At 63.1% G+C, this 22,373-nt stretch carries 22 protein-coding genes, 1 tRNA gene and 1 pseudogene; all 24 read left to right on the top strand.

Going from position 1 to position 22,373, the window contains the following annotated elements; genetic code table 11:
• Positions 1-24 precede the first annotated feature (24 nt).
• Positions 25-525: a peptidoglycan-associated lipoprotein Pal gene (gene pal, locus PH586_RS06510; RefSeq protein WP_271346942.1), complete on the top strand. Its 501-nt coding sequence runs from the start codon at positions 25-27 to the stop codon at positions 523-525.
• A gap of 5 nt (positions 526-530) precedes the next feature.
• The gene (gene ybgF, locus PH586_RS06505; protein WP_271346941.1) at positions 531-1,346 is read left to right on the top strand and encodes a tol-pal system protein YbgF; all 816 of its coding nucleotides are present in this window, start codon (positions 531-533) and stop codon (positions 1,344-1,346) included.
• Between the two features lie 129 nt (positions 1,347-1,475).
• Positions 1,476-2,123 carry a 7-carboxy-7-deazaguanine synthase QueE gene (gene queE / locus PH586_RS06500; protein ID WP_271346940.1) on the top strand — a complete coding sequence of 216 codons (648 nt, stop codon included), beginning with the start codon at positions 1,476-1,478 and terminating at the stop codon, positions 2,121-2,123.
• 1 nt (position 2,124) lies between these two features.
• Complete coding sequence (gene queC / locus PH586_RS06495; protein ID WP_271346939.1) at positions 2,125-2,799, top strand: 7-cyano-7-deazaguanine synthase QueC; 675 nt, start codon at positions 2,125-2,127, stop codon at positions 2,797-2,799.
• A 56-nt stretch (positions 2,800-2,855) separates the two neighbouring features.
• Positions 2,856-2,931, top strand: a tRNA-Lys gene (locus PH586_RS06490).
• 523 nt (positions 2,932-3,454) lie between these two features.
• Positions 3,455-4,300, top strand: coding sequence for an IclR family transcriptional regulator (locus tag PH586_RS06485; RefSeq protein ID WP_271346938.1), 846 nt, complete (start codon positions 3,455-3,457; stop codon positions 4,298-4,300).
• A 259-nt stretch (positions 4,301-4,559) separates the two neighbouring features.
• Positions 4,560-5,513, top strand: a complete 954-nt coding sequence (locus PH586_RS06480; protein WP_271346937.1) for an AraC family transcriptional regulator — start codon at positions 4,560-4,562, stop codon at positions 5,511-5,513.
• A gap of 228 nt (positions 5,514-5,741) precedes the next feature.
• Positions 5,742-7,103 (top strand): benzoate 1,2-dioxygenase large subunit, encoded by a 1,362-nt coding sequence (gene benA / locus PH586_RS06475; protein ID WP_271346936.1) that lies wholly within the window; start codon positions 5,742-5,744, stop codon positions 7,101-7,103.
• A complete protein-coding gene (gene benB / locus PH586_RS06470) occupies positions 7,104-7,592 on the top strand; it encodes a benzoate 1,2-dioxygenase small subunit (protein ID WP_271346935.1) in 489 nt (162 codons plus the stop codon).
• Positions 7,593-7,700: 108 nt separating this feature from the next.
• Positions 7,701-8,711, top strand: coding sequence for a benzoate 1,2-dioxygenase electron transfer component BenC (benC, locus tag PH586_RS06465; RefSeq protein WP_271346934.1), 1,011 nt, complete (start codon positions 7,701-7,703; stop codon positions 8,709-8,711).
• A 113-nt stretch (positions 8,712-8,824) separates the two neighbouring features.
• Positions 8,825-9,601 carry a 1,6-dihydroxycyclohexa-2,4-diene-1-carboxylate dehydrogenase gene (locus tag PH586_RS06460; RefSeq protein WP_271346933.1) on the top strand — a complete coding sequence of 259 codons (777 nt, stop codon included), beginning with the start codon at positions 8,825-8,827 and terminating at the stop codon, positions 9,599-9,601.
• Positions 9,602-9,680: 79 nt separating this feature from the next.
• On the top strand, positions 9,681-11,018 hold the full coding sequence (locus PH586_RS06455; RefSeq protein WP_271346932.1) for an MFS transporter: 1,338 nt from the start codon (positions 9,681-9,683) through the stop codon (positions 11,016-11,018).
• 30 nt (positions 11,019-11,048) lie between these two features.
• Positions 11,049-12,170 (top strand): muconate cycloisomerase family protein, encoded by a 1,122-nt coding sequence (locus PH586_RS06450; RefSeq protein ID WP_271346931.1) that lies wholly within the window; start codon positions 11,049-11,051, stop codon positions 12,168-12,170.
• Between the two features lie 39 nt (positions 12,171-12,209).
• Positions 12,210-12,500 (top strand): muconolactone Delta-isomerase, encoded by a 291-nt coding sequence (gene catC / locus PH586_RS06445; RefSeq protein ID WP_271346930.1) that lies wholly within the window; start codon positions 12,210-12,212, stop codon positions 12,498-12,500.
• 32 nt (positions 12,501-12,532) lie between these two features.
• Positions 12,533-13,474 carry a catechol 1,2-dioxygenase gene (catA, locus tag PH586_RS06440; RefSeq protein ID WP_271346929.1) on the top strand — a complete coding sequence of 314 codons (942 nt, stop codon included), beginning with the start codon at positions 12,533-12,535 and terminating at the stop codon, positions 13,472-13,474.
• Between the two features lie 120 nt (positions 13,475-13,594).
• Positions 13,595-14,824, top strand: a complete 1,230-nt coding sequence (locus tag PH586_RS06435; RefSeq protein ID WP_271346928.1) for a benzoate/H(+) symporter BenE family transporter — start codon at positions 13,595-13,597, stop codon at positions 14,822-14,824.
• A 143-nt stretch (positions 14,825-14,967) separates the two neighbouring features.
• Positions 14,968-16,242, top strand: a complete 1,275-nt coding sequence (locus PH586_RS06430) for an OprD family porin (RefSeq protein WP_271346927.1) — start codon at positions 14,968-14,970, stop codon at positions 16,240-16,242.
• Positions 16,243-16,347: 105 nt separating this feature from the next.
• Entirely contained in the window at positions 16,348-17,541 is a 1,194-nt protein-coding gene (locus tag PH586_RS06425; protein WP_271346926.1) for an ABC transporter substrate-binding protein, read from the top strand.
• Entirely contained in the window at positions 17,525-17,704 is a 180-nt protein-coding gene (locus PH586_RS06420; protein WP_271346925.1) for a hypothetical protein, read from the top strand. The genes PH586_RS06425 and PH586_RS06420 overlap by 17 nt, the downstream gene beginning before the upstream one ends.
• A gap of 79 nt (positions 17,705-17,783) precedes the next feature.
• Positions 17,784-18,644 carry a branched-chain amino acid ABC transporter permease gene (locus tag PH586_RS06415; RefSeq protein ID WP_271346924.1) on the top strand — a complete coding sequence of 287 codons (861 nt, stop codon included), beginning with the start codon at positions 17,784-17,786 and terminating at the stop codon, positions 18,642-18,644.
• Between the two features lie 22 nt (positions 18,645-18,666).
• Positions 18,667-19,698, top strand: coding sequence for a branched-chain amino acid ABC transporter permease (locus PH586_RS06410; protein ID WP_271346923.1), 1,032 nt, complete (start codon positions 18,667-18,669; stop codon positions 19,696-19,698).
• Complete coding sequence (locus tag PH586_RS06405; RefSeq protein ID WP_271346922.1) at positions 19,695-20,453, top strand: ABC transporter ATP-binding protein; 759 nt, start codon at positions 19,695-19,697, stop codon at positions 20,451-20,453. The genes PH586_RS06410 and PH586_RS06405 overlap by 4 nt, the downstream gene beginning before the upstream one ends.
• Positions 20,453-21,181, top strand: a complete 729-nt coding sequence (locus PH586_RS06400; protein WP_271346921.1) for an ABC transporter ATP-binding protein — start codon at positions 20,453-20,455, stop codon at positions 21,179-21,181. The genes PH586_RS06405 and PH586_RS06400 overlap by 1 nt, the downstream gene beginning before the upstream one ends.
• Positions 21,182-21,932: 751 nt before the next feature.
• Positions 21,933-22,319: pseudogene (locus PH586_RS23670) on the top strand (methyl-accepting chemotaxis protein); the annotation flags it as partial.
• Positions 22,320-22,373 lie beyond the last annotated feature (54 nt).

Genomic DNA, 22,373 nt, shown 5'->3' with positions numbered 1-22,373 from the left:
CTGGGGTTCATTAGGAGTTACATGATGGAAATGCTGAAATTTGGCAAATTTGCTGTACTGGGTCTGGCTCTGGCCGTTGCTGTTGGTTGTTCGTCCAAAGGCGGTGATGCCGCTGGTCAAGGTGATGCTGTAGATCCTAACGCTGGTTACGGTGCTGACACTGGTTCCGTAGATGGCAGCATGAGCGAAGAAGCTGCTCTGCGCGCTATCACCACGTTCTACTTCGAATACGACAGCGCCGACCTGAAAGCCGAAGCTATGCGTGCACTCGACGTTCACGCTAAGGACCTGAAAAGCAACGGCGCTCGCGTTGTTCTGGAAGGCCACGCTGACGAGCGCGGTACCCGTGAGTACAACATGGCTCTGGGCGAGCGTCGCTCGAAAGCCGTTCAGCGCTACCTGGTGCTGCAGGGTGTTTCCCCGGCTCAGCTGGAACTGGTTTCCTACGGTGAAGAGCGTGCGATTGCCACTGGCAACGACGAGCAATCCTGGGCTCAGAACCGTCGCGTAGAACTGCGTAAGTAATAGCCATGCATACCTGCCGCCGTGCTTTGACTATTTTGGCCCTCTGCCTGCCGTTTACGGCCTGGGCCGAGGTTCCTGTGGTGGATAACAATGCCGATTATGGCAGTAGCAGTTATCCGCCCGCTGGTTATGGCACGTCCGGCGCCTACGCCGGGGGAGGGGTTGAAGCCCCGATCTCGGCGCAAGGCATGGTGTTTACCCAGCTGCAACAGATGCAGCAAGAAATCGCGCAACTGCGCGGCATGCTCGAAGAGCAGCAGAATGAAATTCAGCGTTTGAAGCAAGAAGCCCTGGAACGTTACCAGGATCTTGATCGGCGTTTGAGCAGTGGAGCAGCAAGTTCTGCGGCCACCCAGAATTCCCCTACCGGTGGTGCTGCTGGCGCCATTGGCAATTCAGCGGCGCCAACTGGTCAGGCGCCAGGCAATGGTGCTGCGGCTGATCCAGAGAAGGAGAAGCTGTTTTATGACGCCGCCTTCGATCTGATCAAAGCCAAGGATTTTGACAAGGCCAGCCAGGCGTTTACTGCCTTCGTGCGTAAATACCCGAACAGCCAATATGCCGGCAATGCCCAGTATTGGTTGGGCGAGGTGAACCTGGCCCAAGGCGATCTGCAGGGTGCCGGCCGGGCATTTGCTCAAGTCAGTCAGTCCTATCCGCAGCATGCCAAGGTGCCCGACTCGTTGTTCAAGCTCGCTGACGTTGAAATGCGTCTGGGTAACACGGACAAGGCCCGAGGCATTCTGCAGCAGGTGATTGCCAAGTATCCGGGTAGTTCTGCGGCGCAGCTGGCGCAGCGGGATTTGCAGCGGATGCCGTAAGGAATCAGTTGAAAGCTGCAAGCTGTAGTGATAAACCCGCGCCTGTCGCGGGTTTTTTCGTTACAATCCGCGCCCCTTTTCCCGCAACGGAGGCGGATGGCCTGTTTAGCCGTCACGCCCGTGGCTGATATGCAAGATACCCTGCGAATTACCGAGATTTTCTACTCGCTGCAGGGCGAGACGCGCACCGCCGGCTTGCCGACCGTGTTCGTCCGCCTGACCGGCTGTCCCCTGCGCTGCCAGTACTGCGATACCGCCTACGCTTTCAGCGGCGGTGAAGTCGTGTCTCTGGACGCCATCGTTGAACAGATCGCCAGCTACAAGCCGCGCTATATCTGTGTGACTGGTGGCGAGCCACTGGCGCAACCCAACTGCATCCCTCTGCTCAGGCGCCTATGCGATGCCGGCTATCAGGTGTCGCTGGAAACCAGTGGCGCGCTGGATGTAGCGGCGGTCGATCCGCGGGTGAGCAAGGTGCTCGACCTGAAGACCCCGGGCTCGGCAGAGGTGGCGCGCAATCGCTATGAAAATATCGAGTTGTTGACGGCGAACGACCAGGTCAAGTTCGTGATTTGCTCGCGCGAGGACTATGACTGGGCGGTGACCAAGCTGATCCAGTACCGTTTGCACGAGCGTGCGGGTGAGGTGTTGTTCTCGCCGAGCCACCAGCAGTTAAACGTGCGTTCGCTGGCCGACTGGATCGTCGCCGACAACCTGCCCGTGCGCCTGCAAATGCAGTTGCACAAGATTCTCTGGAATGACGAGCCGGGACATTGATATGAGCGACAAGAAAGCGCTAATTCTTCTCTCTGGCGGCCTCGATTCGGCCACCGTGGTGGCACTGGCCAAGGCCGAGGGCTACAGCTGCTACAGCATGAGCTTCGACTATGGCCAGCGTCATCGCGCTGAATTGCAGGCGGCCGAGCGAGTGGCCAGGCACCTGGGGGTGGTCGAGCACAAGGTGATCGGTCTGAGCCTCGATGGCATCGGTGGTTCGGCACTGACCGACAGCAGTATCGCGGTGCCGGAAGGCCCGACCGAGGGCATCCCGGTCACCTATGTGCCGGCGCGCAATACCGTGTTCCTCGCCCTGGCCCTGGGCTGGGCCGAAGTGCTGGGCGCGCGGGATATCTTCATTGGGGTTAACGCAGTGGATTATTCCGGTTACCCGGATTGTCGCCCCGAGTTCATTGCTGCCTTCGAGCGCATGGCCAACCTGGCGACCAAGGCCGGGGTCGAAGGCCAGGGATTCCGGATCCAGGCGCCGCTGCAGAACATGAGCAAGGCCGAGATCGTCCAGGCCGGTATGCGCCATGGCGTCGATTACGCGTTGACGGTGTCCTGCTACCAGGCCGACGAGCAGGGGCGTGCCTGCGGTAAGTGCGACAGCTGTCGCCTGCGTGCGGCCGGTTTTGCCGCGGCGGGCGTAGCCGATCCGACCCGTTATCGCTAAAAGTTTTCTCCGGGTGTTGATTTCCTGAATTAAATCAGTATCATGCGCCCTGCATCGGGTCGTTAGCTCAGTTGGTAGAGCAGTTGGCTTTTAACCAATTGGTCGTAGGTTCGAATCCCACACGACCCACCATATATCCTTCCTCGGAAGGTCAAAAAAAGCCCGGATGTCCTTTTTGAAAAGGCATCCGGGCTTTTTTGTGCCTGCGGTTTCTTACTCGCAGCGATTGCCGGCCCGGCTGGTCTCAGTCTGTACGGCGCCCTCTATCATCTTTCTCTCAAGCGGCGCCCCTGCGGGAGCTTTTTCCGGATCGCGTCCACGCCACGCGGTGCTCTCCGGTCGGTGAAAGCAATACGGAATACCGGGTTGCTTGCTGGCTGATCAACAGGGTTGCCCGGATGACCTGGAGTCTGCGCAAGCAGTGGCGCTCGCCGCCCCTAGTCCTGGCCATTGGCGCCATGACCGAGGGCGGGGCGCGCGGCCACAAGAGCGGATCATGGTCTGGGTCGAACTCGATGCATGACGGGCAACTGGTTATTACGGACACTGGCTGAGCGCCGGCAAGGTTACCTGTCATGCCGGTGGGTCAATTGCGATTATCGAACTGGCGTTCGATAATCGCATCGGTGTTGCACCCATCTGCTCAGGAGGTTGTATGAACGAGGCGCATCTATCACCGTCCGGTCTGGTGCCGCCGGCGTATGTTTCTCCGGCCAAACGCATCGCCGATCTCAGCGGCGATCCGAACTTCATGACTTCTCTGGCGCGCGGCCTGGCGGTGATCAATGCCTTTCAGGAGCGCAAGCGCCACCTGACCATCGCGCAGATCAGCCACCGCACTGAGATCCCTCGCGCGGCGGTGCGTCGCTGTCTCTACACCCTGATGAAACTCGGCTATGCGACTACTGACGGACGTACCTACTCGCTGTTGCCCAAGGTGCTGACCCTCGGCCATGCCTACCTGTCGTCTACGCCCCTGGCCGTTTCGGCGCAGCCCTACCTCGACCGGATCAGCGAGCAACTGCACGAGGCCTGCAACCTGGCCACCCTGGAAGGCGAGCAGGTGCTCTACATTGCCCGTTCGGCGATTCCGCAGCGGCTGATCTCGGTTGACCTCAGTGTCGGCAGTCGCTTGCCGGCCTACTGCACGTCGATGGGCCGGATTCTCCTCGCCGCGCTCGACGACGACAGCCTGCGCGACTACCTTAACCACGCCGACCTGCAAGCCAAGACCAGTCGCACCCTCTACACCCCCGAGGCCCTCTGGGAGTGCCTGCAACAGGTGCGTCAGCAGGGCTGGTGCCTGGTCGATCAGGAGCTGGAGCAAGGGCTGCGTTCACTGGCCGTGCCGGTGTACGACTCTTCAGGGCATGTGCTGGCAGCGATGAACGTCAGTACCCACGCCGGCCGGGTTCCCGCCCGCGAACTGGAGCAGCGCTTCCTGCCGATCATGCTCAATGCCAGCCGCGAGTTGAGCGGTCAGTTGTTCAAGCCATTGTGAGCCACGCGCAGGAACTCCAGCCTTGAGCGAATGTGTGCGGTTATCGCGCACTGAGCATCCGGCTCTTGTTCGAATTCACTAAGCTGTCGCTATCACTCTCAATGACCCCGGCGCAGCGACCGATGTGGCTGGCGCCTGTTGACCGTTGATCGGTGCAGGCTGCTGTATGGCTGTTTTGCCTGTATCTATAAGAGGTGAGGGCGGATGCCTTGCTTGTGCCGATCCTCAGCGCCATAAAAAATATAAGAGCACCTGAGTTATGGACTGTCGTCTGCTTAATGAGAGAAGTCGGATATTCCACAATGCCGACCCCTATGCGGTTTCCGATTACGTGAATCAGCACGTCGGCGCGCATTGCATTCGTTTGCCCCAAAGCGGGCGGCCCGAGGCCAGTCTCAGCCACCGTACCTTCGGCAGCCTGGATCTGTGCCGGATCAGCTACGGTGGCAGTGTACGGGTCACCTCGCCGGCCCTGGAGACCATCTACCACCTGCAGGTCCTCCTGCAGGGTCACTGCCTGTGGCGCGGGCGGGGCGAGGAGCACTTTTTCACCCCCGGCGAGCTGCTGCTGATCAATCCGGACGATCCGGTCGACCTGACCTACTCGGACGACTGCGAGAAGTTCATCGTCAAGTTGCCCACGACCTTTCTCGATCGCGCTTGCAGCGAGAACCACTGGCGCCGGCCGGCCGACGGCATCCGCTTCGGTGCACGCCACGATCTCAGCGAGCTGGACGGCTTCATCAACCTGCTCGGTCTGGTCTGCGACGAGGCCGAAGGCGCGCAGCAGATTCCCCTGGTGCAGGAGCAGTACACGCGGATCATCGCCACCAAGCTGCTCGGCCTGCTGGCCAACAACGTCAGTCGCGAGGAATTGGGCGAAAGCTGCCCGTCGTTCGAGCGCATCGCCCAGTACATCGAGGACAACCTCAAGCAGGACATCTCCCTGGAACAGCTGGCCGAGGTGGTGCGCATAAGTCCGCGTTCACTCTACGCGCTGTTCGAGCGGTATGCCGGCGCCACGCCCAAGCACTACATCCGCGCCAAGAAGCTGGAGAAGGTGCATGCCTGCCTGATCGACCCGACCGCCAAGGTGCGTAACGTCACCGAGGTGGCGCTGGATTACGGCTTCCTGCACCTCGGGCGCTTTTCCGAGAGCTACAAGAGCGCCTTTGGCGAATTGCCCTCGGACACCCTGCGCCGGCGCGGCTGAGCCGTCTGTTGGCCGCATCACCGCATGCCCCTTGGCGTACTGCTTCGCGAGTACGCCCTACGTGCTAGCGTCTTCCCGCTTCCCTCTCCCTGCTCCCTGCTCATAGCGTCTATCCGTTTTCTCCGCCCTGCAGAAAACGGATAAAGGTCGTGTACAAACTGGATATTGTCGGACAGTCCTGAGTCGTAGCCTTGATTCCGTTGAAACAATAATAACGGAGCCATGGCGATGACCCTGCGACTCGATTACCTGAACGGCCTGCTGCAAGAAGATAAAGACAAGGGCATTTTCCGCTGCAAGCGCGAGATGTTCACCGACCCGCGTCTGTTCGATTTGGAGATGCAGCACATCTTCGAGGGCAACTGGTTGTATCTGGCCCATGACAGCCAGATCCCCGAGAACAACGATTACTACACCACCCACATGGGGCGTCAGCCGGTTTTCATCGCGCGCAACAAGGCCGGTGAGCTCAACGCCTTTATCAACGCGTGCAGCCATCGCGGCGCCATGCTCTGTCGCTTCAAGAGCGGTAACAAGGCCACCTACACCTGCCCGTTCCACGGCTGGACCTTCAATAACTCGGGCAAGCTGCTCAAGGTCAAGGACCCCAAGGAAGCGGGTTACCCGGACAGCTTCGATTGCGACGGCTCGCATGACCTGAAGAAGGTCGCGCGCTTCGAATCCTATCGCGGCTTCCTGTTCGGCAGCCTGCGCGAAGACGTCGCGCCGCTGGAGGACTTCCTCGGCGAGTCGAAGAAGATCATCGACATGATCGTCGATCAGTCCGCCGATGGCCTGGAAGTACTGCGCGGCTCCAGCACCTATGTCTATGAAGGCAACTGGAAGCTGCAGGCCGAGAACGGTGCCGATGGCTACCACGTGACGGCCGTGCACTGGAACTACGCCGCCACCCAGCAGCAGCGCAAGCTGAAAGAAGCCGGCGACGATATCCGCGCCATGAGCGCCGGTGGCTGGGGCAAGAAGGGCGGTGGTTTCTACTCCTTCGACAACGGCCACCTGCTGCTCTGGACCCGTTGGGATAACCCGGAAGACCGGCCGATGTTCGCCGAGCGTGATCGTCTCGCCAGCGAGTTCGGTGAAGCGCGAGCCGACTGGATGATCGGCAACTCACGCAACCTCTGCCTGTACCCGAACCTGTACCTGATGGATCAGTTCGGCTCGCAGCTGCGCATCGCCCGGCCGCTGTCGGTGGACAAGACCGAAGTGACCATCTATTGCATCGCGCCGAAAGGCGAGAGCAGCGATGCCCGCGCCCGCCGTATCCGTCAGTACGAGGACTTCTTCAATGTCAGCGGCATGGCTACTCCAGACGATTTGGAAGAGTTCCGCGCCTGCCAGCAGGGCTTCGCCGGTCGCGCCATGGAGTGGAACGACATGTCCCGTGGCTCTGAGCACTGGGTCGAGGGCGCCGATGAGTCGGCCAAGGAAATCGATCTGCATCCGCTGATGAGCGGTGTGCGCACCGAGGACGAAGGCCTGTTCGTGCTGCAGCATCACTACTGGCAGCAGCAGATGATCAAGGCCCTGCAGGAACAGCAAGATCAACTGATTCACGTGGAGGGCGCGTAAATGAGCCTGACATACGAAGCCGCGCGTGACTTCCTCTACCGTGAGGCGCGCTACCTCGACGACAAGCAGTGGGACGAGTGGCTGGAGCTGTATGCCAGTGACGCGACCTTCTGGATGCCGGCCTGGGACGACCGCGACCAGCTGGTGGAAAACCCCCAGACCGAGATCTCGCTGATCTGGTACGGCAACCGCAGTGGCCTGGAAGACCGGGTGTTCCGCATCCGCACCGAACGCTCCAGTGCCACCATTCCGGATACGCGCACCTCGCACAACATCAGCAACATCGAGCTGCTCGAGCAGGCCGATGGCCTGTGCAAGCTGCGTTTCAACTGGCACACCATGAGCTTTCGCTACAAGGTCGTCGACCACTTCTACGGCACCAGCTTCTACACCCTCGACACCAGCGGAGCGAACCCGCTGATCAAGGCCAAGCAGGTGGTGCTGAAGAACGACTACGTGCGGCAGATCATCGACGTTTACCACATTTAACCAGCCGCTTCGGAGCTCGGGCAGCGATTGCCGGTGGGAGGTTGATCCTCCCGCTAGCGGGTTGTCTGCGCTCAGAAATCGCCAAGAGTAGCTATAGCGAGGTGCGCCATGAGCCACAAGATCGCATTGAATTTCGAAGACGGGGTTACCCGTTTCATTGACGCCAACCTCGGTGAGACCGTCGCCGATGCGGCTTATCGCCAGGGCATCAATATCCCGCTGGATTGCCGCGACGGCGCCTGCGGTGCGTGCAAGTGCTTCGCCGAAGCCGGTCAGTACGACCTTGGCGAGGAATACGTCGAAGACGCCCTCAGCGAAGAAGAAGCCCAGCAGGGCTATGTGCTGACCTGCCAGATGCGCGCCGAAAGCGATTGCGTGGTGCGCGTGCCGGCCGCAAGCGACGTGTGCAAGACCCAGCAGGCCAGCTACGAGGCGGCGATCAGCGCAGTGCGTCAGCTCTCCGACAGCACCATCGCCTTGTCGATCAAGGGCGAGGCGCTGAGCAAGCTGGCGTTCCTCCCAGGCCAGTACGTCAACCTGCAGGTGCCGGGCAGCGAGCAGAGCCGCGCCTATTCGTTCAGCACCCTGCAGAAGGACGGCGAAGTCAGCTTCCTGATCCGCAACGTGCCGGGTGGGTTGATGAGCAGCTTCCTCACCGGGCGGGCCTTGGCCGGCGACAGCATGACCCTGGCCGGTCCCTTGGGCAGTTTCTATCTGCGCGAGATCAAGCGCCCGTTGTTGCTACTGGCTGGCGGTACTGGCCTGGCGCCGTTCACCGCGATGCTCGAAAAGATTGCCGAGCAGGGCAGTGCACATCCGCTGCACCTGATCTACGGGGTGACCAACGATTTCGACCTGGTCGAGATGGACAAGCTCGAGGCCCTGGCCGCGCGCATTGCCAACTTCACCTACAGCGCCTGCGTGGCCAGCCCGGACAGTAGCTATCCACTGAAGGGCTATGTCACTCAGCACATCGCGCCCAAGCATCTCAACGACGGCGATGTGGATGTCTACCTGTGCGGTCCGCCACCGATGGTCGAGGCGGTCAGCAGCTACATCCGCGAACAAGGCGTACAGCCGGCCAACTTCTATTACGAGAAGTTCGCCGCCAGCGCCTAAGGGCTCCTTTGGTCCGCTTGCCGGTTAGGCGGGCCTGTTTTATTCGCGGCGCGGGCCGGAGCCCGCGCCCACTGGTCGCCGATGTGCCGCCAGCCATCATCGAGGTCGGGACTATGAGTATGCGTTTTCAACACAAGGTCGCCGTGGTCACCGGCGCCGCCCAGGGCATCGGCCGCCGCGTGGCCGAACGCATGGCCGAGGAGGGCGCGCGGCTGCTGCTGGTCGATCGTTCCGAGCTGGTGCATGAACTGGCCGATGAGCTGGCCGGCGTCGCCGAAGTGCTGACCCTGACCGCAGACCTCGAGCAGTTCGCCGAGTGTCAGCGCGTAATGGCCGCGGCGCTCGAGCGTTTCGGTCGCCTGGACATCCTGATCAATAACGTCGGCGGCACCATCTGGGCCAAGCCGTTCGAGCACTACCAGGCGCATGAGATCGAGGCCGAAGTGCGGCGCTCGTTGTTCCCCACCCTGTGGTGCTGCCACGCCGCACTGCCGCAGATGCTCGAACAAGGCAGCGGCGCCATCGTCAACGTCTCCTCGATTGCCACCCGTGGGGTCAATCGCGTGCCTTATGGCGCGGCCAAGGGCGGCGTCAACGCCCTGACCGCGTGCCTGGCGTTCGAGACCGCCGAGCGCGGCATCCGGGTCAACGCCACCGCCCCGGGCGGCACCGAGGCGCCGCCACGGCGGATTCCGCGCAACGGCGCCGAGCAAAGCGAGCAGGAAAAGGTCTGGTACCAGCAGATCGTCGACCAGACCGTGAGCAGCAGCCTGATGAAGCGCTACGGAACTATCGACGATCAGGCCGGGGCAATTCTGTTCCTCGCTTCCGACGATGCCGCCTACATCACCGGGGTGACCCTGCCTGTGGGTGGCGGTGACCTGGGCTGAACACGAGCCTACCCAGAGCACCGCCGTTATCCCTTGCAACCCGCTGTTCACAACAAAAACAAAAGAGAGAACCGATGCCATGCGCAATATTGACGTACACGAGGTAATAGATAACGCGCGCTTCAATCGCTATCACTGGATGGTGATGTTGTGGTGCGCGCTACTGTTGATTTTCGACGGTTACGACCTGTTCATCTACGGCGTAGTCCTGCCGGTAATCATGCAGGAGTGGGGGCTGACCCCGCTGCAGGCTGGCGCGCTGGGTAGCTATGCGCTGTTCGGCATGATGTTCGGTGCCCTGGCCTTCGGCACCCTGGCCGACAAGATCGGGCGCAAGAAGGGCATCGCCCTGTGCTTTTTACTGTTCAGCGGCGCGACTCTGGTCAACGGTTTTGCCAGCAATCCCACCGAGTTCGGCATCTGCCGCTTTATCGCCGGGCTCGGCTGTGGCGGCCTGATGCCCAACGTGGTGGCGCTGATGAGCGAGTACGCGCCGAAGAAACTGCGCAGCACCCTGGTGGCCATCATGTTCAGCGGCTACTCGCTCGGCGGCATGCTCTCGGCGGGCGTCGGCATGTACATGCTGCCGCGCTTCGGTTGGGAGTCGATGTTCTTCGTCGCCGCCTTACCCCTGCTGTTGCTGCCATTGATTCTCTGCTTCCTGCCAGAGTCGGTCGGTTTCCTGGTGCGCCAGGGGCGTACCGAGCAAGCCCGCACGATCCTGCGGCGGGTCGACCCGAACCGGGCCATCGCGGCTGACGACACCTTGAGCCTGGCGGCGGTGAAAGGCGGCTCGGCCTCGGTGTTCGAGCTGTTTCGCGGGGGCCGTCTGCTGCACACACTGTGCCTCTGGGTGGCGTTCTTCTGCTGCCTGCTGATGGTCTATGCGCTCAGCTCCTGGCTACCGAAACTGATGGCCAACGCCGGCTACAGCCTGGGCTCGAGCCTTTCGTTCCTGTTAGCGCTGAACTTCGGCGGCATGGCCGGCGCCATCCTCGGCGGTTGGCTGGGTGACCGCTTCAAGCTGGCCAAGGTGATGGTGGTGTTCTTTGCCGCCGCCGCGTTGTCGATCAGCCTGCTCGGCTTCAACAGCCCGACGCCGTTGCTCTACCTGCTAATTGGTGTGGCCGGCGCGACCACCATCGGCACGCAGATCCTGCTGTACGCCTGCGCCGCGCAGTTCTACGGCCTGTCGATCCGCTCGACCGGCCTCGGCTGGGCCTCGGGCATCGGCCGCAACGGCGCCATCGTCGGCCCGCTGCTCGGTGGCGCGCTGCTGGGCATCAACCTGCCGCTGCAACTCAACTTCCTGGCGTTCGCCATTCCCGGTGCCATCGCCGCCCTTGCCATGAGCGTGTTCGCCATCAGCAGCCAGCGCAGCAATGCCGCGGCGCTGCCGGCGGCCACGGTTTCCTGACCCCAACCTGCGGACCCTACCGGAGCCTGAATGAGCCACTCCCTGATCGAAAGCATCGAGGCGATCATCGTCGATCTGCCGACCATCCGCCCGCACAAACTGGCGATGCACACCATGCAGCAGCAGACCCTGGTGGTTATCCGCCTGCGCTGCGCCGACGGCATCGAGGGCCTGGGCGAGTCGACCACCATCGGTGGTCTGGCCTATGGCAACGAAAGTCCGGAAAGCATCAAGCAGAACATCGACAGCCACCTGGCGCAGCTGCTGATCGGCCAGGACGCGGCCAATATCAACGCCTGCATGCAGCGTCTGGACAAAGCCGCCAAGGGCAACACCTTCGCCAAGTCCGGCCTGGAAAGCGCGCTGCTCGATGCCCAGGGCAAGCGCCTGGGCCTGCCGGTCAGCGAGCTGCTCGGCGGCCGCGTACGCGACAGCCTGGAAGTCGCCTGGACCCTGGCCAGCGGCAACACCGCCAAGGACATCGCCGAAGCCCAGCAGATGCTGGAGATTCGCCGTCACCGCATCTTCAAGCTGAAGATCGGTGCGGGCGAGGTCGCTGAGGATCTCAAGCACGTGATTGCCATCAAGCGCGCCCTGGGTGACAGCGCCAGCGTGCGCGTCGACGTCAATCAGGCCTGGGACGAGTCGGTGGCCCTGCGTGCCTGCCAGGTGCTCGGCGACAACGGCATCGACCTGATCGAGCAGCCGATCGCGCGGATCAACCGCAGCGGTCAGGTGCGCCTCAATCAGCGCAGCCCGGCGCCGATCATGGCCGACGAATCGATCGAAAGCGTGGAAGACGCCTTCAGCCTGGCCGCCGACGGCGCCGCCAGCATCTTCGCCCTGAAGATCGCCAAGAACGGCGGTCCGCGGGCCGTGTTGCGTACCGCGGCGATCGCCGAGGCGGCCGGTATCGCCCTGTACGGCGGCACCATGCTGGAGGGCTCGATCGGCACCCTGGCCTCGGCCCACGCCTTTCTTACCCTCAAGCAGCTGACCTGGCACACCGAACTGTTCGGCCCCTTGCTGCTGACCGAAGAAATCGTCAATGAGGCGCCGGTTTATCGCGACTTCCAGCTGCATGTGCCGCGCACGCCGGGCCTCGGCCTGAGCCTGAATGAAGAGCGTCTGGCGTTCTTTCGCCGCCCCTAATCCACTGGCAAACAAGCCGTCAGCAGAGGAGATGTACCCATGCTGTTCCACGTGAAGATGACCGTAAAACTGCCGGTGGACATGGACCCGGCCAAGGCCGCCCAGATCAAGGCGGATGAGAAGGAACTGGCCCAGCGCCTGATGCGCGAGGGCAAGTGGCGCCACCTGTGGCGCATCGCCGGGCAGTACGCCAACTACAGCGTATTCGACCTGGATAGCGTGCAGGAACTGCACGACACCCTGATGCAGCTGCCGCTGTTTCCCTACATGGACATTGAGGTCGCGCCGCTGTGCCGGCATCCCTCATCGATCCGTGAAGACGACCTTTGATTAGCCCTAGAACAAAAAACGAGGACACCACCATGACCGTTAAAGTTAGCCACACTGCCGAAATCCAGAGCCTGTTCAACGAGGCCGCAGGCCTCAACAACGACCAGGGCAGCCCGCGGGTCAAGCAGATCATGCTGCGCATCATCAACGACGCGGCGAAGATCATCGAAGACCTGGAAATCACCGACGACGAGTTCTGGCACACGGTGGACTATCTCAACCGCCTGGGCGGGCGCAATGAAGCCGGCCTGCTGGTGCCGGGCCTGGGCCTGGAGCACTTCCTCGACATCCTGCAGGACGCCAAGGATGCCGAGATTGGCCTGACCGGTGGCACTCCGCGCACCATCGAAGGCCCGCTGTATGTCGCCGGCGCGCCCATGGCCGAAGGCGAAGTGCGGATGGACGACGGCAGCGAGCTGGATCGTGCCACCGTGATGTTCCTCGAAGGCGTGGTGCGCGACACCCAGGGCCAACCGGTGGCCGGTGCGGTGGTCGACCTGTGGCACGCCAACACCCAGGGCAACTACTCCTACTTCGACCAGAGCCAGTCCGAGTACAACCTGCGCCGGCGCATCGTCACCGATGCCGACGGCCGTTACCGCGCCCGCAGCATCGTACCCAGCGGCTACGGCTGCGCCCCGGACGGCCCGACCCAGGAGTGCCTGAACCTGCTTGGCCGCCACGGCCAGCGTCCGGCGCACATTCACTTCTTCATCTCCGCCCCGGGCCATCGCCACCTGACCACCCAGATCAACCTGGCGGGCGAGCAGTACCTGTGGGACGACTTTGCCTACGCCACCCGCGAAGGCCTGGTCGGCGAGATCACCTTCGTCGAGGACGCCGCCGTCGCCAATGATCGCGGTGTGCAGGGCAGCCGCTTTGCCGAACTGCAGTTCGACTTCCAGCTGCAGATGGCCCCGGTCGCCGAAGCCGAGCAGCGCAGCAAGCGTCCACGCGCCCTGCAACAAGCCTGATGTGACTGGCCGGCGGCGGCCCCAGGGCTGCCGCCGGCTCGCCTGGCCTGCTTTACCCATAACAAGAGCGATCCGGACTGCGTGTCACGGATGGCCTGATGCGCCTTGCAGCGAGGTTCCATGAAAGCCTTGATCAACGATTGCTCTTTGTCCGCCGTGGTGGCCGGCTTCATTGCCACCGTAATTTCCTACGCCGGCCCCCTGGTGATCATATTTCAGGCGGCCGAGAGCGCTGGGTTGTCGCATGCCGTGCTGTCGTCCTGGGTCTGGGCGATCTCGATTGGCAGCGCGCTGCTCGGCATCGGTCTCAGCCTGCGTTACCGCGTGCCGATCATCATCGCCTGGTCGGCACCGGGCTCGGCGTTGCTGGTCGCGCTACTGCCGCAGATCAGTCTCAATGAAGCGGTCGGTGCCTATATAGTCGCCAGCCTGATCATCTTCCTGGTCGGCATCAGCGGCGCCTTCGACCGCATCATCAGCAAGCTACCCGCCGCAATTGGCGCCGGCATGCTGGCTGGCATCCTGTTCAGTTTCGGCACCGGTCTGTTCGTCTCGCTGCAAAGCAAGCCGCTGCTGGTGTTGGCGATGTTCGCCAGCTACCTGGTGGTCAAGCGTCTATTGCCGCGCTATGCGGTGATGGCGGTGTTGCTGGTCGGCTGCACGATCGCGTTTGCCACTGGCGATCTGCGCCAGGAGGCACTGGTCATCGGCCTGGCCACGCCGGTGTGGATCAGTCCCGAGTTCAGCCTGGCGGCCAGCCTGAATATCGCCTTGCCGCTGGTGATGGTGGCCCTCACCGGCCAGTTCGTCCCAGGCATGGCGGTGCTGCGCAATGCCGGCTACCAGACCCCGGCCAGCCCAATCATCACTAGTAGTGCCCTGGGTTCGCTGCTGCTGGCGCCCTTTGCCTGCCACGGCCTCAACCTGGCGGCCATTACCGCGGCCATCTGCACCGGCCGCGAAGCCCACGAAGACCCGTCCAGACGCTATGTCGCCGGCGTGTCCGGTGGCCTGGCCTACCTGGTGCTGGGCCTGTTCGGCGCCACCCTGGTGTCGCTGTTCACGGCTTTTCCCAAGGAGTTGATTGCCGCCCTGGCCGGACTGGCGCTGTTCGGCGCGATTGGCGGTGCGTTGGCGGGCGCCATGGCCCAGCCGGACGACCGCGAAGCGGCGCTGATCACCTTTCTGGTGACGGCATCAGGCATGTCTTTTCTCGGCCTGTCGGCGGCTTTCTGGGGGCTGATGTTCGGCCTCGCCGCCCACCTACTGCTGAGCGTCCGGGGTAAAGCCGCGCCTGTCGCCGCGCCGCTGCCTAGCAGCAATCTGGCCAAGGAGCAGGCAAGCGGTTAGGCGCCTTCGGCCCATGAGCATTGCCGCCACGTCTGCCGAGGAGTCGACGCGGCGGTAGTCACACCACCCACTTGCGTTGCCGGGTTCGCTCCCGGCAAGGGTGGCGCAATAGCACAACTTCAATAACAACAAAGAGCACAACGATGACTCACTATCCCCATGCAAAGCCGGTCCTGCTGTCCCTCGCCGTTGCCCTCAGTCTGCCAGCCATGGTGCAGGCGGGCGGGTTTATCGAAGACACCAGCGCAACCTTGCAAGCGCGTAACTACTACTTCAGCCGTGACTACGCCGATATCGAAGGGCCCAACCAGCAATCCAAGGCCGAGGAGTGGGCGCAGGGCTTCATCCTCAACGTTAAATCCGGCTACACCCCGGGCACCGTGGGTTTCGGCGTGGATGCCGTGGGCCTGCTCGGGCTCAAGCTCGACAGCAGCCGCGATCGGGTCAACAGCGGCCTGTTGCCGGTAACCGACGAGGGCAAGGCGGCCGATGAATACAGCCGTCTGGGCGCCGCCGTGAAGGTCAGGCTGTCGAAGACCGAGTTGAAGGTTGGCGAGTTGCAGCCCATGTTGCCGGTGCTCTACTTCGGCGATATCCGCCTGCTACCGCCGACCTATCAGGGGGCGAGTATTGTCTCCAACGAGATCGCTGGATTGACTCTGCAGGCCGGCCAGCTGCGCTCCACCAGCCTGCGCAACGAGGCCGGCGATGGGGAAATGGGTGTCCTCGTCGGTTATGCGCCGCGGCGCAGTGCCGGCAAGCTGATCACCAGCGACCGCTTCAACTATGCCGGGGCCGACTACAGCTTCAACGGCAACCGCACCTCGGTCGGCGCCTGGTATGCCCAGCTCGAAGACCTCTACAACCAGCGCTACTTCAGCCTCAAACACAGCCAGCCGGTTGGCGACTGGGTGCTCGGCGCCAGCCTCGGCTACTTCGACTCGGCCGAAGACGGCGAGCAGCTGCTCGGCAAGCTGGACAACCAGGCGGCGTTCTCCCTGCTGTCGGCCAAGTACGGCGGCCACACGGTCTACCTCGGTTACCAGGCGATGTTCGGCGCTGACGGTTTGCCGCGGGTGTTCGCCAATGTCAGCCCGCTGGGCAACGAAGTGCCGACCTACGAGTTCGCCTCCGCCGACGAGCGCTCCTGGCAGGTCCGTTACGACTACGACTTCGCCGCTCTGGGCGCGCCGGGCCTGATCGCTGGGGTGCGTTACCTCAAGGGTGACAACGTCGACACCGGCCGCGGCTTCGAGGGCAAGGACCGTGAGCGCGATCTGGACATCGGCTACGTGGTGCAGAGCGGCTCGCTCAAGGGCCTGAACGTCAAGGTGCGCAACGTCGCCGCGCGCTCCAACTACCGCACCGACGTCGACGAGAACCGCCTGATCTTCAACTACACCTGGAAGCTGCTCTAAGCACGGGCGGCCTACCGACCCTGGCGTCGGTGGGCCGCAGCCACAACGGCAACCCATGATGGTTTTCCTTGCACGCTGCGCCGCAGAGCGCCGCTGGAGATAACAATGCACAACAAAAACAAGATGCCTTGCTCGTTCCGTTCCACCTTCACCGCCAGCGCCCTGGCGTTGGCCCTGAGTGCCTCCATGAGCAGCCTGGCCCTGGCGGCCGAGCCGGTAAAAGTCGGCTTGCTGCTGCCCTACACCGGGACCTTCGCCGCCCTCGGCGAGGCCACGACCAACGGCATGAAACTGGCCATCGAGCAGCAGGGCGGCAACCTCGGCGGTCGTCCGGTCGAATACGTGGTGGTCGACAGCGAGGCCAACCCCGGTAAGGCGGTGCCGAATATGCAGAAGCTGATTGCCGGCTCCCAGGTCGACGTGGTGGTCGGCCCGGTGCACTCCGGTGTCGGCATGGGCGCGGTCAAGGTCGCCCGCGAAACCGGCGTGCCGCTGATCATCCCCAACGCCGGCTTCAACGCGGCCACCGGCCCGTTGTGCGCGTCGAACATCTTCCGCACCTCCTTCACCTCCTGGCAGACCGCCTACCCGATGGGCCAGGTGGCGGCGGACAAGGGCTACAAGAACATCGTCACCGTGGCCTGGCGTTATGGTTTTGGCACCGAGTCGGTGGAAGGCTTCAAGGAAGGTTTCGAGCAGGCCGGTGGCACGGTCAGCAAGGAAATCTACGTGCCGTTTCCTGACGTGGAATTCCAGTCGCAACTGACCGAAATCGCCGCGCTCAAGCCCGATGCGGTGTTCGTGTTCTTCGCCGGCGGTGGCGCGGCCAAGTTCGTTCAGGATTACGCCGCGGCCGGCCTGCAGGGCAAGATCCCGCTGCTCGGCTCGGGCTTCCTCACCGAGGGCACCTTGCAGGCCCAAGGCGCAGCGGCCACCGGCGTGCTGACCACCCTGCATTACGCCGACAGCCTGGATACCCCGCAGAACAACAAGTTTCGCGCGGACTACCGGCAGAAGTTCGGTAAAGAGGCCGACATCTACGCGGTGCAGGGCTACGACAGCGGCCTGCTGCTGGCCCAGTCGCTGACCAAGGTGAGTGGCAATACCCAGGACCGAGCTGCCTGGAATGCGGCCATGGCCGACGCCAGGATCGACAGCCCGCGAGGCGCGTGGAGTTTTTCCAAGGCGCACAACCCGGTGCAGAACGTTTACCTGCGCGAGGTGCGTGACGGCGCCAATGTGGTGGTCAGCACCGCCGCGACGGCGTTGGCCGATCCTGCGCGTGGCTGCAAGCTCTAGCCCGCAGCGTTATTCCCGCGCCCTGGCCGCCAGCGGCTGGCCGGTGGAGCGGGTTGCTTGCATCGAGTTGGCTTGGCGAACTCTGGATACCGCGTTGATGCACCTGGTCATAGCCGGCTATGACCCGTCGCAACGCCTGCTCTGGAGCCTTCGCCTGGTTTAGCCCGAAACAATCGACCCGCTGTGCCGACCAACCGTGGCCAGGGGGCGGGCCTGTCTCATTCCTGACCTTGGTATGCACGATGGAAGTTTCCACCATTCTCATCCAGACCATGAACGGTCTGCAGTACGGCCTGCTGCTGTTTCTCATCGCCAGCGGTCTGACCCTGATCTTTGGCATCATGCACATCATCAACCTGGCCCACGGCGCGCTCTACATGGTCGGCGCCTACCTGGTGTACTGGTTGACCGGACTGGTCGGCGATCTGTTTCTCGCCATCCTCATCGGCGTGCCCCTGGCGGCGCTGCTTGGGGTGCTGATCGAGCGCTTCCTGATCCAGGCGCTGTACCGACGTGACCACCTCGACCAGGTGCTGATGACGTTCGGCCTGATCATGGTGATCGACTCGCTGCGCAGCATCATCTGGGGCAATGACGTGCACAGCGTGGCCATCCCGGAACTGCTCAGCGGCTCGATCCAGCTGACCGAAACCCTCGACTACCCGGTGTACCGCCTGTTCATTTCCGCGGTCTGCGCGGTGATCGCCCTGGCCATGTACCTGGTCCTGCAACGCACCCGGCTGGGCATGCTCATTCGCGGCGGCTCGAGTAACCGCGAGATGGTCCAGTGCCTGGGCATCGATATCCGCCTGATCTACACCCTGGTGTTCGCCGCTGGCGCGGCGCTGACGGCGTTCGCCGGGATGATCGCCGCGCCGGTGTCGTCGGTCTATCCCGGCATGGGCAACCAGATCCTGATCATCGCCTTCGTGGTGGTGGTCATCGGCGGCCTGGGCTCGATTCGCGGGGCCTTTCTCGGCGCCTTGCTGGTGGGCCTGACCGCCACCTGGGGCGCGGTGCTGGTGCCGCAATACGCCGGCATGGCCGTGTATGTACTGATGGCCGTGGTGCTGTTGTTCAAGCCGCGCGGGCTGTTCGCCTAATTACCGTCTCGGGGAATTTCTTATGCACGCATTACCTCGCCCGATCCAGTTGTTGCTTATGGCGTTGCTGCTGCTGATGGCCGCCTATCCGCTGTTCGGTGCCGGCCTGGCCGGTGAAAAGCACGACTTCTTCCTCCAGCAACTGACCAGCATCATGATCCTGGCCATTGTCGCCCTGGGCCTCGACCTGCTGGTCGGCGTCAGCGGCATGGTCAGCCTGGCCTCGGCAGCCTTCTTCGGCATGGCCGGTTATGCCCTGGTGCTGTTCGCCCCTGAGTATGAGGCGGTGAGCATCTGGGTCGCCTTGCCGGTGTGCCTGGGCATCACCGCCCTGGCCGCACTGCTGATGGGGGTACTGATCATCCGCACCTCGGGGATCTTCTTCATCATGGTCACCATCGCCTTCTCGCAGATGCTCTATTACCTGTTCCACGATGCGTCCTTTGCCGGCGGTTCGGACGGCGCCTACCTGTTCATGAAACCGGTGGTCGCCATCGGCGGGGTGCAGCTGCTCGACCTGGATAATCGCACCAGCTTGTTCTATGTGGTGCTGGCGTCCTTGGGGCTGTTGTTCGTGCTGCTGCGCACCTTCCTGCGTGCGCCGTTCGGCCGGGTCCTGCTGGGCATCAAGGAGAACGAGCAACGGGTCCGCGCCATGGGCTACAACCCGCTGTTCTACAAGCTGGCGGCGTTCGTCATCGCCGGCACCATTGCCGGTTACGCCGGCATGCTCTCGGCCACCCAGTACGGCTTCGTCAGCCCTGGCCAACTGAGCTGGCAGATGTCGGCGCATATCCTGGTGATGGTGATTCTCGGCGGCATGGGCACCTTGTTCGGGCCGATTCTCGGCGCCTTCGCCTTCGAGGGCCTGCATCACTGGTTCGCCAGCCTGACCCCGCATTGGGAATTGCCGATGGGCGTGGTGGTGATCTGCATGGTGCTGTTGCTGCCGCGCGGGATCGCCGGCCTGTTGCTGCAACTGGCCGCGCGCAAACCCACTAAAACCTCCGCGGTGAAACTTCCCCGGGTGAGCCAGCAGGAGGCCGAGCAATGAGCGGATTGATTCTGGAAACCCGTGGCCTGAGCAAAACCTTCGGTGGTTTGCGCGCCGTCAGCGACATCAGCCTGCAAGTCGCGCCCCGTGAGATCCACGCGATCATCGGCCCCAACGGCGCCGGCAAGAGCACCATGGTCAACCTGCTCTCCGGCCACCTGCGTCCCAGCAGTGGTCAGGTGATCTTCAATGGCCAGGACATCACCGGCCTGGCACCGAACAAGGTCTCGCACCTGGGTGTCGGGCGCAGCTTCCAGCGCACCAATATCTTCCCCAGCTTCAGTTGCCTGGAAAACTGCATGCTCGCCGCGCAGTCGCGAATGAAGAACTCGTTCCGCTTCTTCCGGCGCAGCGAGCGCTACCCGCTGGTGCGCGAGCGTGCCGAGCAGGCCCTGGAGGCCTGCGGCCTGAGCAGCAAGGGGCATAGCACTGCCAGTTCCATGAGCTATGGCGAGCAGCGCCAACTGGAAGTCGGCATGGTGCTGGCCACCGAGCCGAGCTTCCTGTTGCTGGATGAACCGATGGCCGGGATGGGCAAGGAAGAGTCGAGCCGAGTGGTCGAGTTGCTCGCCGAGTTGTCGCGCGAGTACTCGCTGGTGCTGGTCGAGCACGACATGGAAGCGGTGTTCAGCATCGCCAAGACCCTGACCGTGATGGTCAACGGGCAGATGTTGGCCAGCGGTCCGCTGGATCAGGTGCGTAACGACCCTGCGGTGCAGGAAGCCTATCTGGGCGATGGCGAGGAGCAGTTCTGATGAACACTACAACGACGGTAACCCCGCTGGTCGAGGTGCGCGGCCTGCACACCTTCTACGGCAACAGCCATGTGCTGCATGGCGTCGACCTGCAGATCGCCCCGGGAGAAACCCTGGCCCTGCTCGGGCGCAACGGCGTGGGCAAGAGCACCACCATTCGCTCGCTGCTTGGCCTGACTCCGCCGCGCAGTGGCGAGGTACGGATCAGGGGCGAGAACCTCACCGGCAGCGCCGCGCACAAGGTGATCCGTCGCGGTATCGGCTATGTGCCGGAAGGCCGTGGCATGTTCCCCAGCCTGACGGTGCGCGAAAGCCTGGTGATGGCGGCGCGCCCCGGTCTCGACGGTCGCCGCGACTGGGACCTGGAGCGGGTGCTGGCGACCTTTCCGCGCCTGGCCGAGCGCTTCAGCCACCTCACCGGCAACCTCTCCGGCGGCGAGCAGCAGATGGTCGCCATCGGCCGCGCGCTGATGACCAACCCCGAGCTGATGATCCTCGACGAGGCCACCGAGGGCCTGGCGCCGCTGATCCGCAAGGAGATCTGGGACGTGATCCGCCTGATCAAGGCCAGCGGCATCGCCACCCTGGTGGTCGACAAGCACGTCAACGTGCTGCTCGACCTCACCGACCGCAGCATGATCATGGTCAAGGGTCGGGTGCTGTATGACGGCCCCAGCCAGGAGTTGAAGGGCCAACCGGAGATCCTGCAGACCCATATCGGTCTGTAGTTTTCGGCCCAGGCGCCCGGCCCTGGCTGCGCCGCAGATCACAAGTAGGAGCGGCCCATGGCCGCGAAATTGCCAGCCCCGCCAGCATTCGCGGGCAGGGAGCTAGGCATCCCCTCGCTCCTGCAGCGCGGCAGGGTAGACGCGCGAAGCAGCTTTCCTCATGCAGCGCATAACGGGGGATGGCCTTATTTTGGTTTGACGAGAGAAGAGAGCATTCATGAAGCACGATCAAGCAATGGGCCGCAGCACCTGGCGCAAGCATCTGGCCAGCGCGCTGCTGACCGGCAACCTGCTGGGTGCAGTGATCCTGGTCTTTTTGACCAGTGACAGCTGGATATCCGGCGTGGCAGCAGGCGTGGTCATCACCGGGCTGCTGGCCGGCTTTTTCTACCTGAGCCAGCCGCCGCAGGTGATCGAGCGGGTGCTGCAGGACTGTGACTGGTCACAGCCGCCGGCACAGCTGGAAGCGCCGGTGCTGGCATCCGTCAGCCTGCCGCCCGAGACGGTTTTCGATCCCGCGCTGCGCCAGCATCAGGGCGAGCTGCTGCGCGCCATCGAGCAGAGCCAGGCCGATATGCACTTCGCCACCGAGCTGGCGCAGCAGTCAGGCGAGAAGGTCAGTAGCAGTGCCGAGAGCATCCAGGCCACCAGCCAGTCGATCAGCGAGCTGGCCGATTATCTGCGCCGTACCGGCGAGGTGTTCAACACCCTCGGCGAACAGTCGCGGCGTATCGGCGCGATTGTCGGCAGCATCCAGGACATCGCCCGCCAGACCAACCTGCTGGCACTGAATGCGGCCATCGAAGCGGCGCGGGCCGGCGAGCACGGTCGCGGTTTTGCCGTGGTGGCCGACGAGGTGCGCAGCCTGGCGGTGCGCGCCAACGACTCCAGCGAACAGATCATGCAGATCGCCAAGGGCCTGAAAAGCGCCGCCGATGAAGCCAGCAGCGGCCTGGGTCAGGTCGATCAGTCGGCGCGCAACGGCCTGAGCACCTCGGCGGCGGCTCACGAAGCCATGCACGCACTACGCAGCGGTGCCCGCGCGCGCATGGAGATCGTCGGCCGGGTGATGCAGGGCTTGCAGCGCCAGCGCGAACTGGCCGAAGGGTTGGGCTGTCTGCTCGACCGGGCGGAGTAAAGCAGTGTTCGATAATCGAACGTTAAGTCGATTATCGGATTGTTTGCCAGCGTC

The organism is Pseudomonas aestuarii (assembly GCF_027988105.1).
GTDB lineage: Bacteria > Pseudomonadota > Gammaproteobacteria > Pseudomonadales > Pseudomonadaceae > Aquipseudomonas > Aquipseudomonas aestuarii.
This window is presented reverse-complemented; position numbering and strand designations above follow the sequence as displayed.